Annotated in this window: 13 protein-coding genes; 9 read left to right on the top strand and 4 right to left on the bottom strand. The window is 57.0% G+C overall.

The genetic code is table 11. From position 1 onward, the window contains the following. Positions 1–98: 98 nt before the first annotated feature. From LEPTO7104_RS0107605 to arr, 4 genes are all read left to right on the top strand, one after another. Positions 99–707 carry a CPBP family glutamic-type intramembrane protease gene (locus tag LEPTO7104_RS0107605; protein WP_017297961.1) on the top strand — a complete coding sequence of 203 codons (609 nt, stop codon included), beginning with the start codon at positions 99–101 and terminating at the stop codon, positions 705–707. Positions 708–1,094: 387 nt separating this feature from the next. Next, on the top strand, positions 1,095–1,580 hold the full coding sequence (locus tag LEPTO7104_RS0107600; RefSeq protein ID WP_017297960.1) for a GNAT family N-acetyltransferase: 486 nt from the start codon (positions 1,095–1,097) through the stop codon (positions 1,578–1,580). A 100-nt stretch (positions 1,581–1,680) separates the two neighbouring features. Continuing rightward, a complete protein-coding gene (locus LEPTO7104_RS0107595) occupies positions 1,681–2,751 on the top strand; it encodes a 3-deoxy-7-phosphoheptulonate synthase (protein WP_017297959.1) in 1,071 nt (356 codons plus the stop codon). 695 nt (positions 2,752–3,446) lie between these two features. Further along, positions 3,447–3,851 carry an NAD(+)--rifampin ADP-ribosyltransferase gene (gene arr, locus LEPTO7104_RS43530; protein WP_071527370.1) on the top strand — a complete coding sequence of 135 codons (405 nt, stop codon included), beginning with the start codon at positions 3,447–3,449 and terminating at the stop codon, positions 3,849–3,851. A gap of 402 nt (positions 3,852–4,253) precedes the next feature. Here arr and LEPTO7104_RS0107585 read toward each other — a convergent pair whose 3' ends face one another. The 3 genes from LEPTO7104_RS0107585 to LEPTO7104_RS0107575 all read right to left on the bottom strand — a co-directional run bounded on the left by LEPTO7104_RS0107585 (position 4,254) and on the right by LEPTO7104_RS0107575 (position 6,993). Beyond that, positions 4,254–5,975 carry an IS1634 family transposase gene (locus LEPTO7104_RS0107585; RefSeq protein WP_017297957.1) on the bottom strand — a complete coding sequence of 574 codons (1,722 nt, stop codon included), beginning with the start codon at positions 5,973–5,975 and terminating at the stop codon, positions 4,254–4,256. 93 nt (positions 5,976–6,068) lie between these two features. Further along, the gene (locus LEPTO7104_RS0107580) at positions 6,069–6,476 is read right to left on the bottom strand and encodes an SRPBCC family protein (RefSeq protein ID WP_017297956.1); all 408 of its coding nucleotides are present in this window, start codon (positions 6,474–6,476) and stop codon (positions 6,069–6,071) included. A gap of 58 nt (positions 6,477–6,534) precedes the next feature. Further along, positions 6,535–6,993, bottom strand: coding sequence for a hypothetical protein (locus LEPTO7104_RS0107575; RefSeq protein ID WP_017297955.1), 459 nt, complete (start codon positions 6,991–6,993; stop codon positions 6,535–6,537). Positions 6,994–7,087: 94 nt separating this feature from the next. Between LEPTO7104_RS0107575 and LEPTO7104_RS0107570 the strand changes: the two genes are divergently transcribed. Further along, positions 7,088–7,576 (top strand): MarR family winged helix-turn-helix transcriptional regulator, encoded by a 489-nt coding sequence (locus LEPTO7104_RS0107570; protein WP_017297954.1) that lies wholly within the window; start codon positions 7,088–7,090, stop codon positions 7,574–7,576. A 236-nt stretch (positions 7,577–7,812) separates the two neighbouring features. On the opposite strand, the gene LEPTO7104_RS0107565 is transcribed toward LEPTO7104_RS0107570, so the two are convergent. Next, entirely contained in the window at positions 7,813–8,298 is a 486-nt protein-coding gene (locus LEPTO7104_RS0107565; protein ID WP_017297953.1) for a hypothetical protein, read from the bottom strand. Positions 8,299–8,767: 469 nt separating this feature from the next. On the opposite strand from LEPTO7104_RS0107565, the gene LEPTO7104_RS0107560 reads away from it, so the two are divergent. From LEPTO7104_RS0107560 to LEPTO7104_RS36810, 4 genes are all read left to right on the top strand, one after another. Further along, complete coding sequence (locus LEPTO7104_RS0107560) at positions 8,768–10,855, top strand: FAD-dependent oxidoreductase (RefSeq protein ID WP_017297952.1); 2,088 nt, start codon at positions 8,768–8,770, stop codon at positions 10,853–10,855. Positions 10,856–10,966: 111 nt separating this feature from the next. Next, positions 10,967–11,605, top strand: coding sequence for a type I restriction endonuclease (locus tag LEPTO7104_RS0107555; protein WP_017297951.1), 639 nt, complete (start codon positions 10,967–10,969; stop codon positions 11,603–11,605). A gap of 117 nt (positions 11,606–11,722) precedes the next feature. Next, complete coding sequence (gene clpB / locus LEPTO7104_RS0107550) at positions 11,723–14,338, top strand: ATP-dependent chaperone ClpB (RefSeq protein ID WP_017297950.1); 2,616 nt, start codon at positions 11,723–11,725, stop codon at positions 14,336–14,338. A 382-nt stretch (positions 14,339–14,720) separates the two neighbouring features. Beyond that, the gene (locus LEPTO7104_RS36810) at positions 14,721–15,371 is read left to right on the top strand and encodes a late competence development ComFB family protein (RefSeq protein ID WP_196358093.1); all 651 of its coding nucleotides are present in this window, start codon (positions 14,721–14,723) and stop codon (positions 15,369–15,371) included. Positions 15,372–15,391: the final 20 nt, after the last annotated feature.

The following is a 15,391-nucleotide window of genomic DNA, read 5'->3' as shown; positions in this document are numbered from 1 at the left end:
CAGCGGCTAGGGGCGTCGGTATGGCTGCTTGTACCAAAAGCCAGGGAGTTTCCTGAGACCGCTTCGCTAAGATAGCAGTGCCCTTTGCCATAACCACTGTGACCCAGCCGCCTTCCAACCCTGACCCTCGCCCCGATCCTCAGCTAGAGCCCCTGACCCGTATGCAGGTGCTGGCGGCCATGGGGGTGACGGCGGTGGTGCTGCTGCTGATCTCTAAGGCCTGGCTGTATTTTGACTCGGCGGGGCTGCTGCCGCTGCGGTTTTCGCTCCAGGATGGACTGCTGGGTGTGGGGCTGGGGCTGGCGATTACCCTGGCCAGTGGGGCAATTTACAGACTGTGGCCCGCCTATCGCCACAGCGCCGACACCTATCTGACCATGGTGCTGCAACCCCTCCACTGGCCCGATTTGCTTTGGCTGGGGCTGCTGCCGGGCATGAGCGAAGAACTGCTGTTTCGCGGCGTGATGCTGCCTGCCATTGGCCTAAACGCCCTGGGTGTTGCGGTATCGGCGGCGAGCTTTGGGGTGCTGCACCTGAGCAGTTTGCAGCAGTGGACCTACGTGGTGTGGGCGACGGCCATTGGGCTTGTGCTGGCGATCGGAGCGGTGCTGACGGGCAATTTGCTGGTGCCAATTGTGGCCCATACGGTGACGAACCTAGTCTCCAGCATGGTGTGGAAGCTGCGTCAGCAGCGTACTCCCGCGTAAGGGCCTCCTGTCTCAGTCACCGGCATAGACCAAGCATTTGCATGGCGCGGTTAGCGCCGTCTTTCCACCGAGGAAAGGGAGCCAAGCGGAATGAGACGGTTCTGCATGCAGGTGTCAGGGCTTCTTGGCAATGTCAAAGGAATCCGAGTTTTGGTATACCACTATCCAAAAAATCTGTTTATTCTGTCTGAAGAGCATGGCGCTGGGCGCACCCTCGACGTTGCTCTCGCAAATCTATAGGCCGGTAGGTGGCGGACGTCCTTTCGCGAATCGTCTGCCCTGGCAGGAGCGGTCTCCGCTACCTGAGTGACAGAATCCCCGCCGTTTTTGCGATTAAGCTAACGCTCACTAACCCCTTAGCCCTAATTGGGATGTGAAAGGTTGTCGATGGATTGCAGTGCTATTCAATTTCAATACACAGACCAGTTTTCTGCCCCGGCGCTGAACCAGCTGGTGGAACTCTTTCAGGCGGCGGCGTTTTGGGCGAAGGATCGCACCCGCGCCGATATGGAAACCGCGATCGCCCACAGCTATCCGGTCGTCACCGCCTGGGACGGCGATCGGCTGATCGGCTTTGCCCGCGCCACCTCCGACGGCGTGTTTCGCGCCACCATTTGGGATGTGGTGATTTCGCCCGACTACCAGGGCGGCGGGCTGGGCCGCAAGCTGGTACAAACTCTGGTGGCCCATCCCCACATGAGCCGGGTGGAGCGGGTCTACCTGATGACCACCCATCAGCAGGGCTTCTACAAGCGCATCGGCTTTGAAGAAAATGCCTCGACCACGATGGTGCTCTACAACGACGCCGAAATTGAGATGCTGCCCTCCCTCGACCCCTCTGCCGAGACCCCTGCCCAGGTCACGGTTGGTTAAGAACTCAGCCCGGAGCCATAACCCCTACGGGGAGTAAGGTACGCTACCATTTTGTAGGCATGGCTCCGGGGTGGAGCCGTTCGTTATTAGGCCAAATTCAATGCACCAAACCCACGATCTCCACGTTGTTGAGACTCGCCCCCTCGTCAGTCCGGCACTGCTGCACCACGAGTTTCCCACCTCGGCTGAGGCCGCAACGCTGGTGGCCGAAGCGCGCGATCGCATTCGCCACATTCTCTACAACGAAGACCGTCGCCTGCTGGTGATTGTCGGCCCCTGCTCGGTGCACGACATCGATGCGGCCTACGAGTACGGCCAAAAACTGGTCAACCTGCGCCACGAACTGTCGGGGCAGCTCGAAATTGTGATGCGGGTGTACTTCGAAAAGCCCCGCACCAACGTCGGCTGGAAGGGGCTAATCAACGACCCCCACCTAGACGGCAGCTACGACATCAACACCGGCCTGCGCCTGGCCCGCAAGCTGCTGCTCGACCTGGCCCAGCTGGGATTGCCCGCCGCCACCGAGCTGCTCGACCCGGTCACGCCCCAGTACATTGCCGACTTGATTGCCTGGACGGCGATCGGCGCGCGCACCACCGAAAGCCAGACCCACCGCGAAATGGCCTCCGGCCTCTCGATGCCCATCGGCTTTAAAAACAGCACCGACGGCAGCCTGCAAGCCGCCATGAATGCCATGGTCGCCGCCAGCCGCCCCCACCATTTTCTGGGCATTAACCACAGCGGGCTGGCCAGCATTGTCACCACCACCGGCAACCCCGACGGGCACCTGGTGCTGCGCGGCGGCAAGGGCGGCCCCAACTTCAGCGCCGCGCACGTCAATAAAGCCGCCGAAGAAATGGCCAAGCTCAAGCTCAACCCCCGCATGATGGTCGATTGCAGCCACGCCAACGCCAACAAAGACCACAACCGCCAAACCAACGTGCTCGACGACATTGCCGCCCAGGTGCGCGGTGGCTCACGCCACATCCTCGGCGTAATGATTGAGAGCCACCTGAAGGCAGGCAACCAGGCCATTCCCCGCGACCTGGGGCAGCTCATCTACGGCCAGAGCATCACCGATGCCTGCGTCGATTTTGACACTACTGCCGCTATGCTGCGTCAGCTGGCCAGCGCGGTAGAACCCTCGTTGCAAGCCGCACCCCTGAGCTAAGCCAGTTAGCTGAGGGATGGGTCACCGCTACCTAGCCCCAGCCCTGGACTGTGGCCAACCAGCCCGATCCACCGCTTCTTAATCGTGATGGGAAAGCTTGAAGTAAGCGGTGCTGTGGGTTGTGCCCTTTTGATGTTTTATAGCTGAAGTTGCCAGTACTCGAAGGCTGAAATATGCCGACTATTCCAGCTCGCTTGGCTCCCCTGCTCCTTCGCGATTGACAACAGTCGTCACACTTGTGCCGCAGTCTACTAGCCGCCACTGAATGCAATCGTTAGCGGTAATTTCGATACGCCTCAATGGCCTGAGGGCAAGCAAATAAATTGAAATTACAATGATCGATAGGCAAAATAATTATGGAATTTAACCCAAACAACAATGTTGTTAAACTCTGCCTTCAAGGTATGGGTATGGAAGAAAAAGGCAAACCCGAAGAGGCGCATAAACTTTTTCTTCAAGCCTGGAATGAAGCGATATATGACTTTGAAAAATTTATATCAGCTCATTATGTGGCCCGACACCAAGAGAATGTTCCTGACAAATTAAAATGGCTCGAAACGGCTTTGCAGTTTGCCCTTAAAATAAACGACGATACTGTTAAGAGTGCCTTGCCTTCTCTATATTCAAACATTGCCAAATGCCATGAAGATTTAAGCGACCCTGATAAAGCAAAAAAGAATTATGAATTGGCAACTTTGTTTAAGGATAAACCCTCTGATCAAGGCCCATTTTACCATGGGACGAGGGCAGATTTACAGGTTGGAGATTTGCTGACAGCAGGGAACAGTTCTAACTACAAGCCCAAACTCAAAATGAATCACATTTATTTCACAGCCCTTGTTAACGGAGCGGGACTGGCTGCTGCCTTAGCAAAAGGCGATAGACGTGAGCGAGTTTATATCGTTGAACCGACGGGGGAGTTTGAAAATGACCCAAATGTTACAGATAAAAAGTTTCCGGGCAATCCGACCCGCTCCTATCGCTCTCAAGCACCATTAAAAATTGTCGGTGAAGTGACAGACTGGGTGAGGCAAACACCTGAGGAACTTCAAAAATGGCGTGAAAAGTTAGCCAGAAGCAATGGAGAAATTATTAATTAATTTCTGGACTGCCCAAACTCTGCTCAGTCATTAAAATTAATCGTTTTCGCCATAATTTTTATGGCGAATCTTGAGTGCTGGGGATTAGGACGGTCAAACTAAACCCAATCAAAGTTTCCGGGTTTTCTCCCTTTGGAGACAGTTTGTGTATGACTCCGCTCAAGCCTCTGCCCAGCAGCGGATCGGGCATTGTGCGGAGTCGAAATGTGCCTTATAGATAATCAGACCTATTTACTTCATGGAAACGCAAAAATTATGATTTACCACCAGGCTGCTAGAAAGACTGGAACAACTGGACTCACCTAGCCGATAGAGCCATAGGGGTTCACCCATGACGCAAGACGTTCATGCCCGGTCAGACAATTGCAGCGCCCAGTTCGCTTACTCCCGGTTCGCTCATTTCTAAGGTGGTTCGTCAGATACGGGCCCCAGCAGGGTGTAAATACTTACCGGGAAGTTGAGAGCCTTTAAGATCTGCTGCTGTAAAGGCGTCAGCTCCGTCAGATGGGCATAGGTCTGCCCTCGTGCATTCACCATGACTAGAGTAATGTCGCGAAAACTGGCCAACAGTAATTCGGCTGTCGGACGTGCCGTCGCCCGCTTGGGATTACCGATATATAGCCCTGAGAGGGTTTCTTGGTGACCAGCTAAGGCTTGACGCATCTGAAACTCCACCAGCGTTAACAGCCGCAACCCCATCGAGAGTAAGCGAATTAATCCCTTGATATGGTCTTCACGCTGTAAGTACATCGGGGAGAGGGAGAGGGGATGCCCTTTGAGTCGGCTAAAGCTGTGCTCCACCAGATATTCTTGGCGGTAGACCGTCACGGCTTGAGGCAACGATAATGCCGCTGCGGGATGATTGGTGACATAGACCCGCCAGCCCAAGGTTTGCATCTGCTGGTTGATGGCCTCAGTTTCTAGGGTGCCATTCACCTGGAATCGACGGTGCTCCACCATCCGAGCCGGGCGGTCCCGGTAGCGACGCACAGCGTGTTGCTCCACCTGTTGTGAGTAGGTGAGTTGAACGTAGGCCTTGACCCGGTAGCGGGTGAGAATCGCCTCGGCGGCTTGCGCTAAGGCGACCTCATCGGGAAAGGCTTTCTGGCCGCGCCCCGATTGGTTGAGCGCCGCTAAGGCCGTCTGGGCGTGCTCAAGTCGAGCTTGGAAGGCCTGCTGGGCGGATTGAGCATAAGCCAAGGAGTACACGACCAATTGCCGCTCTGACCACGTCCAGGTGTGTCCGTCCCATTCTCCTGTGCGGGTCTGGGTCTGCTCATAGCCTCGGGCAATCAGCGCGGTGTGACCGTCGGCATAGTCGTAGTGAATCTCCTGCAACTCAACGGCCCCTTGCTCCACTGGGTCTAGGTAGGCCTGCATCGCCTCCGCCTTGAGTTGAGTCCCACCGAGCGGACAGAGATAGTAATCGCCTGTGGCCTGGAGAAAGCAACGGGTCGCTAGACTGGCCATCTTGCTGTCACCCACGTAGAGCAACCCAGACTGACTGAGGGTCTGACGCACCTGCCCGATGGCCGGAATGTAGAGCGGGTCGTCGGCGCGCTGCCCGGAGACAATCTCGGTCGCTATCGGTAGCCCCAGCGGATCTAGCGTCGCCAGCATCAGCTTCAGTTGGGGCAGGTCGGGGCGATGGTCTTTGCTATGGCCATATTGGAACAGCCCTGACTCATTGACCGTCCAATCTCCGCTGACGCTGGTACTATCCAGACGCAGCCGTTTGGGGTGCAGGTCATACACCTGAATCTGACGCTGATTCAACGCCGGTTCAAACAACGCCCATTGGGCATCATCACTGAGATATCGCAACACGCTTTCTAGGCGGTCGTCACTCAGGTCAAGGGCGCGAACCGGTTGCTGCAAGCCCTGTTGCAAGGTTTCCTGATGTCGCTCTACCCAGGCCTGCACGGGGTTTAACCGGTGATCCGCTTGGGACAAAATGTGGCTCAGCCAAACTATCACCACATGGCCTAAGCTGAGCCCCTGCCAGTTCCCATGGGTCGGAAAGTAGTCGTCGAGCAGGGGTTGCACGTCCATCCGCTGCAGTTGGGCCAGCAACAGGGGAATATCGTCAACCCGTTCGGTGATAACGGTTAGGGAGGTATCCATAGCCCAAACCTAACCCAATTGGCTGACCTCATTTAAAAATGAGCGAACCGTGAGCGCTTACCTGCCTCTTGAACGGTATGAGGCCCCACAGATTTACCTGGATGTCTCAACGTAACGGGCAAAACGGTCCAGAATGGATTGCCACCCTTCTCGCTGTTGCTCGGGCGTATGCGTCTCCTCCGCGTCGAAGGTTTCGCGAATTGTGGTGCGATCGCCTGCGTCTATGAACTGCACGACCAGGGTGCGGCCGCCAAACTCACACTCAATTAACTCGTGGGGAACGATCTTTGTATAGGTTCCACCGAAGTCAAACCCTGCGCTCCCGTCCTTAGCCTCCATGCGCGACGAGAACGTACCGCCAACGCGCAGATCTACCGAGGCAGCCGACGTGCACCAGTCGTCTGATGCGGCGTTCCACTGCTTTATGTCTTCTGGGGTTGTCCATGCGCGCCAGACCGCTTCGATTGGTGCGGCAGCTGTGGTTTCAACAGTGATCTTCATGTTTCTTACCTCTACGTAATAACCATTGGGCAACTTCTAAACCTAGCCCCTGAATTGACTACATCAACCTGCCTGCCTGCGTTAGGGCCGTGAGCATGGCTACGCAGGTCACCAGATCGAGCGGAAGCCGCAGCAAGCTTCGCCGCACCCAGCACCGTGCGGTATCTTCGCTGATTGTCACAGGATCAACCTTCTCGAACACCAGGGCTTTTGGAATGAAGTCCAGCGCCGACCAAACTCGCATTGTGGCATGACTGACCAGGGCCACCAAGAGCCAGGTGCGGAGTTCGACCACTGACCAAGCGACGATCAGCGAGACGATCAGACCGAGCTCAAAGGCGACATGGGCGGGAATCCAGAACCTGCGCCTCGAAAGGCCGCCGCGGTTCGGTTGGATCAACTCCGGCCGCGCGGGCCAGACCTGATCGACCACGCTGAACTCGTACAGGCCACCGCCGAGGCTCATCAGCGCCAGGGCAGTAGCGATAGTCACCGCAAAGAACAACACCGACATCATCTATTATCCTCATGTGGCTGCGGCCAAACGGGTGGCGATCGGTACGGCTCGCCGTATATCTCGATTGATCGTAATATATTCGTGGAGGTACTCCATGTCAAGTCGTCCCCCGGAAAAAGGCACAACTCGCGATGACCTGCTGGCAAAGCTAGCCCAGGTGGGGCGCGAGAATAGTGACGCTACGGTGATTTACCACGCGGCCATGGCGCAGGTTTTGGGTCTGCCCCTCACCGACTACAAGACCATGAGCGTTCTCGAACGCTTAGGGCCACTGAGCGCAGGGGAAATTGCCAGGCACACGGGTTTGGCTACGGCATCGGTAACCAACTTGATCGACCGACTGGAACGTAAAGGGTTTGTGCGTCGGGTTCACGATCGCGTCGATCGCCGCCGTGTCCTGGTTGAGCCGGTCGCTGAACAGGTTGCCGAGGCACACCTGCTTTTCGCATCGACCCGGCAGTCATTGGCACATCTGTACGAGAATTATTCGGATGAGGAACTGGCTGTAATTGCCGACTTTCTGGCCCGCAATGCGGAACGTCTGCGAACCGAGGCGGCGAAGCTCTATCTCGATCAGCCGTAGAAAGCTGGCCCTGCAGCGGCGGTTTCGCCCGAACAAGCCTTTTGCACACCGACCAGATCACGGTTATAGCTGTAGCCAGTCTGGTAAGGACAGTTTTCCTGAGAACGTTTGAGCGCTCAAACGTTTCTCAGGTTTTTGAATGTCTTAACCCAACTGACTATGGCTACATCTGTTAAAGCTGGGGGCGGTATAGCAATTGTCACCTGTCGCACATGTCTTGGAAAAATAGGGCAAGCCTATACCGGCTCGGTGGGTAGGGGCTGATTAAACAAAATGATCGTGATGACTATTGTCGTACCCAACATTAGCAACCAAAAAAGCTTTACCGTCTTTAAGCTTGGGGAACTTCCTCTCAAAAAGCCAGGATGGCTGATCATCATTTCAGCGCCGCCGCGTAGGATGACCCAATAGGCGATGGTGCCAATATTTAACCAGTACAACACCCACCACGCTAATACGTAAGGGTCGTTTGTATTAGGATAAAGAAAGTACCAAATTGCAGGCACATCTCCTACTAAGATGCCAAATCCCATCATGAGCCACGGTAGGCTAGAGCAAACCAGAAAGCCTCGAATTAGAGTGGCGTAACCGGGGGCTAGGGCTGGGTTTTGACGGATATAGGGGCGCGATCGCAGCTTAAAAATCACAGCATTGATCCAGGTGACGAGCAGACAAATTAACCAAAAATAGCGATTGAGAAAGAGAACAAAGAGTGAATCCATCGTCTTGTGTGAATAAAGTGCGATGTGTTAAACCAAGTACAGTTCGAGATTCCCTCGAAATCTAGAATTTTCCCCCAGGCAAAATTTTACTTCCAGACTTGGATAAGATTTATGTATAGTTAGATTCAGCTTGAGTTTGGTTTTTCCAGAAAGTCAGGTAGCCCGTCGCTGTGGAGATTGCCCCTGATTGACTGGCAAAAGTTCTGATGCAGGCTGGCGTTGAGCGAAGCCAAACCCAACCCCAGCAACGGTTTTGTGGGGTTAGTTTGTTGCACTGGCTGTTGCTTTGAGAGCGACAAACCGCCTGGGGGCAATGACCGGGGCTAGAAGCGATCGAGGCGGCGACCTCAAACATGCAGCGGCAGTGGCCGAGACCTCTATTTTTTGCGACTCTTTTGCGACAAACATCAGATTGGGGCAACCAGCCGATAAGCTAATAGTTGCAATCGATTCGCCCCCGTGGTTTGCCATGCAACGCTTCTTTCGCGCCTTCACTGCCCCCCTGCTTGCCTCTGCCCTGGTCACTGGCTCCATCCCCTGCCCCATTGACAACGCCCAGGCGCAGGAGTCGGTAGCGCCCCGCGTAGCCCAGCTGCCCCGTACCCCCGACCAGGTAGTCGAGTGCGAACTGCTGATTGTCGGCGGCGGTTTGGCGGGCACGGCTGCCGCCTACGAGAGCCTGCTGATGGGCCACACCGTCTGCATGACCGAACTCACCGACTGGGTGGGCGGGCAGATTTCTTCCCAGGGCACCACGGCGCTAGATGAGTCGAAGGAGCAGCGCAACCAGCTGTTTTACTCGCGGGGATATAAGGAATTGCGCGATCGCGTTGAGCGCAAGTACGGCAAGCTCAACCCCGGCAACTGCTGGGTCAGCGCCACCTGCTTTCTGCCCGCCGATGCCAACGCCATTTTGATGGACATGCTGGCCGATGCCCAGCGCAAGGGGGGCGGCAAGCTGAAGTGGTTCCCCAACACGGTGGTCAAAGACCTCAGCCTGAACGCCGACGGCAGCCAAATCGATACCGTAGTCGCCATTCACCACAGTCCGGCGCCGGGCACCGCCCCGCTGAACACCGACTTTCTCTCCGAAATTATTGAAGACGCCTACACCTACGACGACTCGGCCCGTCTGTCCAAAGAAATCATTCAGTTTGTGCCCGCCCCGCCCAAGGAAGGCAGCGCGCCTCGCAAGGCCGACTGGTTTGTGGTTGAGGCCACCGAGACCGGCGAGCTAATTGTGCTGGCCGATGTGCCCTACGAGCTGGGGTTAGACCCCAAGTCGTCCCTCAACCCTTCCTCGCCAGTGGCCGAGCGCGACCCCTACTGCACCCAGGGCTTTACCTACACCTTTGCCATGGAGCACACCGCCGAGCCGCAAACCTACGACATTCCTGATTTTTACAGCACCTACCAGCCCTACTACAGCTGGGAAAAAGAGCGTGACTCGCTGAAAAATGCCCAGGACCATTTCGACTTTGTGTTTACCTACCGCCGCCTGTGGAATGCCACGCCCCACGCTGAGGGCACCATTGCGGGGGTGCCGCGTCCCGGCGTCGGCGATATCTCCATGCAGAACTGGACCTGGGGCAATGACTACCGCCCCGGCACCAGCCGCGACAACCTGATTCTCACCGAAGACCAGCTGAAGGCCAGCGGTCAGCTAGAGCCGGGCGGCTGGCTGGGGGGCTTGCGCACCGACACCCTGCGCAAGGGCGAAGAGAATGCGATCGGCTTTTTCTACTGGCTCACCACTGGCACCACCGACTCGCAGATCGACGACTCCTGGAAGGAGCCAGAGCCCTTTAACCGCTACATGATGGGGCTAGATTCGCCCATGGGCACCGCCCACGGCCTGTCGAAGTACCCCTACATTCGCGAGGCGCGGCGAATTATTGGTCGGCCCTCCTACGGCTACGAAAATGGCTTCTCGATTAGCGAAATTGACTTTTCGTGGAACGACTTTACCTCGGAGTACTACCAGCAAAATTTGAGCGAAAGCACCTACACCTCGCTGCGGCGATTTTTGGCAGGCCTAGATACGGTGGAGACCTTTGAACCCGGCGCCAACCCCAACCAGTTTCCGGTGCGGATGCGATCGCGCCTCTACCCCGACACCGTGGGCATTGCCCAGTACGCGATCGACTTTCACCCCTGTCTGACCGAGTACCCGGCAGAGGCCCCCGGCAACATCGAGCGCCCCGGCGTGCGCCAGGCCCACGGCCAGGCCTACCCCGCCCAAATTCCCCTGCGGGCAATGATTCCCCAGCGGATCGACAATATGCTGGTGGCCAGCAAGAGCATTGCCACCAGCTACAGCGCTGCCGCCGCCTACCGGGTGCATTCCTTTGAGTGGTCGGTGGGGGCCGCTGCCGCCCACACCATCGACCTTTCGCTGCGCAACGATGTGCTGCCCTACGAAATGGTCGACGACCTGCCCAGCCAGGAGCCTCTGCTCGACCAGCTGCGGGCCGATCTGCAAGCCAGCGGCAACCCGGTGCAGTTTCCCAACACCTCAATCTTCAACGAAGACTGGGGCAACTGGCGTCCCTGGTAGAATCCGAGCCAGTATCCCTTCAACCCTCACCGAAAGGCCCCAGGATTCCTACAAATCTTGGGGCCTGATCTTTAGCAATTAGAATTGGTATAACCTCCTGGCGAATGGACTATGGTGCAAACCACTGCGGCAAATACAGCCACCCTGCGCGATCTCAAACAGGTCCTGGGGTTACAGCAATCCTTAGATCCCGCCTTTTTTGAGGAGTGGCAGCAGAATATGTCTCCTTTGAGTGAGGCTGAACAACATCTGCTGGATCGCGTCAAGGCGAATTTTACGGCTTTGATGGAAGACCCACCGATGCTCGAAAACAGCGTCAAGATGGTGGTGTTATCGCCTCTGCTGGATCTGGCTGGGTTTTATCGTAAACCCTTTCGTATTGAGACCGAAACCAGCATCGATTTAGAACTAGAAGACGACGGCATTGTCATTCGGGGCCGCATCGATGTTCTGGTTTTAAAGGAGCAGTTTTGGCTGCTGGTGATTGAGTCCAAGCGCAGCGACTTTGCCGTAACGCGAGCCATTCCCCAAGCGCTGGTATACATGCTCAGCAACCCCGAATTGACAGAGTCAACCTTTGGTCTAATTACGAATGGCAGTGAGTTTTTGTTTCTCAAAGCCACCCAGCAGCCCGTCGCTCAGTACGCCAATTCCCGACTGTTCTCTTTGATTAATCCCAATAATGAGCTGTATGCGGTGCTGCAAGTGCTGAAACAGTGGGGTGCCCAGGTTTTAGCCGCCGAAAATTAGCTCAAAGACGGCAACCCGCCTGAGAACAATCGTAAACACCGATCCTGCCCTGCGGGCCGCGCTTTCTACAATGCAGACATACGAAACACCTTAAGTGACCTGGGAGAAAGAACGCCCATGCAACCCACCCAAAATTTATTTACCGAAAAGGCCTGGGATGCCATTGTGCGCTCCCAGGATATTGCCAAACAGTCGCAGCAGCAGCAGATCGAGAGCGATCACCTGCTGCTGGCCCTGCTCGACCAGGATGGTCTGGCCAGCAGCATTTTTGCCAAGCTAGGCGTCAACGGGCAGGTGCTGCGCGATCGCACCGAAGCCTTTATCAACAGCCAGCCCAAGGTGTCGGGCAGTGGCTCGTCGGTGTACCTGGGCAAGTCGCTCGACGCCCTGCTCGATCGCGCCGACAGGCACAAAAAAGACTACGGCGATGAGTATATTTCCATTGAGCACATCATTCTGGCCTACCCCGGCGACACCCGCTTTGGCAAGGCCCTGTTTCAAGATTTGGGCCTGAGCGAAGCCAAGCTCAAGCAGGTTATTCAAGACATTCGAGGCACCCAAAAAGTGACCGACCAAAACCCCGAAGGCAAGTACCAATCGCTCGAAAAATACGGGCGCGACCTCACCGAGGCCGCCCGCCGGGGCAAGCTCGACCCGGTGATTGGCCGCGACGACGAAATTCGCCGCACCATCCAGATTCTGTCGCGGCGCACCAAAAATAACCCGGTGCTAATTGGCGAGCCGGGGGTAGGTAAAACCGCGATCGCCGAGGGGCTGGCCCAGCGCATCGTCAGCGGCGACGTGCCCCAGTCGCTCAAAGACCGCCAGCTGATCGCCCTGGATATGGGGGCGCTGATTGCCGGTGCCAAGTACCGGGGCGAGTTTGAGGAGCGCCTCAAAGCGGTGCTCAAGGAAGTCACCGACTCCGAAGGGCAGATCATTCTGTTTATTGACGAGATCCACACCGTGGTGGGCGCGGGTGCCACCCAGGGGGCGATGGATGCGGGCAACCTGCTCAAGCCCATGCTAGCCCGGGGCGAGCTGCGCTGCATTGGCGCCACAACCCTGGACGAGTACCGCAAATACATTGAGAAAGACGCCGCTCTGGAGCGCCGCTTCCAACAGGTCTATGTCGATCAGCCCACGGTGGAAGACACGGTCTCGATTTTGCGCGGCCTGAAAGAGCGCTACGAAGTGCACCACGGGGTGAAAATCTCCGACAGCGCCCTGGTGGCGGCAGCAACCCTCTCGACCCGGTACATCAGCGATCGCTTCCTGCCCGACAAGGCCATCGACCTGGTGGACGAAGCCGCCGCCAAGCTCAAAATGGAGATTACCTCCAAGCCCGAGGAGCTCGACGAAGTCGATCGCAAGATTCTCCAGCTCGAAATGGAGCGCCTGTCGCTGAAAAAAGAGAGCGACGCCGCCTCCATGGAGCGCCTGGAGCGGATCGAGAAAGAGCTGGCCGACCTCAAGGAGCAGCAGAGCGCCCTCAACGCCCAGTGGCAGTCCGAAAAAGACACCATTGACCACATTCAGTCGATCAAAGAAGACATCGACCGGGTCAACATCGAGATCCAGCAGGCCGAGCGCGACTACGACCTCAACCGGGCCGCCGAACTCAAGTACGGCAAGCTCACCGAGCTGCAGCGCCAGCTCGAAACCGCCGAAACCCAGCTCACCGCCACCCAAACCACGGGCAAAACCCTGCTGCGCGAAGAGGTGACCGAGGAAGACATCGCCGAGATCATCTCCAAGTGGACCGGCATCCCGGTCAGCAAGCTGGTGCAGTCGGAGATGGCGAAGCTGCTGCTGCTTGAAGACGAGCTGCACGAGCGGGTAATCGGTCAAGAAGAAGCCGTGACGGCGGTGGCCGATGCGATCCAGCGATCGCGGGCGGGCCTGGCCGACCCCAACCGCCCCACCGCCAGCTTTATCTTTCTCGGCCCCACTGGGGTCGGTAAAACCGAGCTGGCCAAGGCCCTGGCCGCCTACCTGTTCGACACCGAAGAGGCCCTGGTGCGCATCGACATGTCGGAATACATGGAGAAGCACGCCGTCTCGCGCCTGATCGGTGCCCCTCCGGGCTACGTCGGCTACGATGAGGGCGGCCAGCTCACCGAGGCGATTCGCCGCCGCCCCTTTGCGGTGATTCTGTTTGACGAAATTGAGAAAGCGCACCCCGACGTGTTCAACGTCATGCTGCAAATTCTCGACGATGGCCGGGTCACCGATGCCCAGGGCCACACGGTGGACTTCAAAAACACCATCATCATCATGACCAGCAACATCGGCTCCCAGTACATTCTCGATGTGGCGGGCGACGATGCTAAGTACGACGAAATGAAATCCCGCGTCATGGAGGCCCTGCGGGGCAGCTTCCGGCCCGAGTTTCTCAACCGGGTGGATGAAATGATCATCTTCCACGGGCTGCTCAAGTCGCAGCTGCGCGAGATTGTGAAGCTACAGGTGGTCCGGCTCGAAGAGCGCCTGGCCGATCGCAAGATGGCGGTCAAGCTGAGCGAATCGGCCCTCGACTTTTTGGCCGAGGTGGGCTATGACCCGGTCTACGGTGCCCGTCCGCTCAAGCGGGCCATCCAGCGAGAGCTGGAGACCCAAATCGCCAAATCCATTCTGCGGGGCGAGTTTGGCGAGGGCGACACGATCTACGTCGATGTCGAAAACGAGCGGCTTTCCTTCAAACGACTGCCCGCCGAGCTGCTGGCTCTATAGGGGCTAACCTACGGGGGAGGGGGGGAACCCTCTCCCCATTGCTATAGTCCTAGGGTATGAACCTTTGAAACAAGCCGCTAAAATTTAGATGAGTACGGTTGCAGGGATCCTTACGGATTTGGCAATATAGCAGGATAGGTCAATTCGGCATATTCACCAGAAAGAGTAGTATCCAGCCACCGAACAATTTCAGTAGGTTTCCGGAATCCATTTGGGCATACTGCTGTTATTGCAGTGCTCCATCCCCCGGCCTTACCTGGCTCTTTCCCCTCCATTAAGGTTGGGGTTTTGTGGTTTACGCAGTTGACGATCAATCGGGAGCATCTCTACGGCCAGCTTTTCCAGGGCTGCGCCAGTTTGTTAAACGAAAATGGGGTTGGTTATGAAAGTCGCTCACGATGTACCCAGGCATAGCTACATGAATGTCATGGAACTCCTCGTCACCGAAGAGGTGGAAAAGCAGGTTAAAACCATGCATCCTCGCATGCTGAAGTACCTGAAGCGAGTTGAGGTAGAGACCTATGCCCTCAACCGCCTGCCTTCGCTCTACGCCTCGAGCGAGAAGGGGTGGCAGCACCAGTATGAAAAAGCCAAGCGAGAGCTGCACAACCAGATTAAAAGCGCCGTACGCCAGGCCTTTGCAGCGGTGCAGGTAGATCCGATCCGCTCGTCAGAACCCCTGCGCGGCCAGGACAACGAGGCTGCCAACGTCGCCCTCAACGCCCTGCGAGAAATCTTAAAGCAGCCCGATCTGAGCTGGGACGGGGCGATCACTCGCCTGCGGACGGTGCTGGGACGACGGGGTGAGCCACCCGCCCCTACCATCACTGCGGGGGCTGATGCAGCCTCTCACCGGACCCGCTACCGGGGCAGCCCTTCGGATATGAGCAGTGCCGAGCGGGCCGAGCAGGCCGACGGTGGACACGCTCACTACTGGCGACCGGGCACCTACGGCTCCGATGTGTCGTGGCAGAAGTCCCACGATTCATCCCCTGGCGGGTTTGATTGGAATGATGCCCGCTATTCTAAGTAGGCATCTGTAAGGAAAAGTCT

This window comes from Nodosilinea nodulosa PCC 7104, from assembly GCF_000309385.1.
GTDB classification, from domain to species: domain Bacteria; phylum Cyanobacteriota; class Cyanobacteriia; order Phormidesmidales; family Phormidesmidaceae; genus Nodosilinea; species Nodosilinea nodulosa.
Note: the sequence above shows the minus strand (reverse complement) of the source record. Positions and strands in the feature narration are given on the sequence as shown.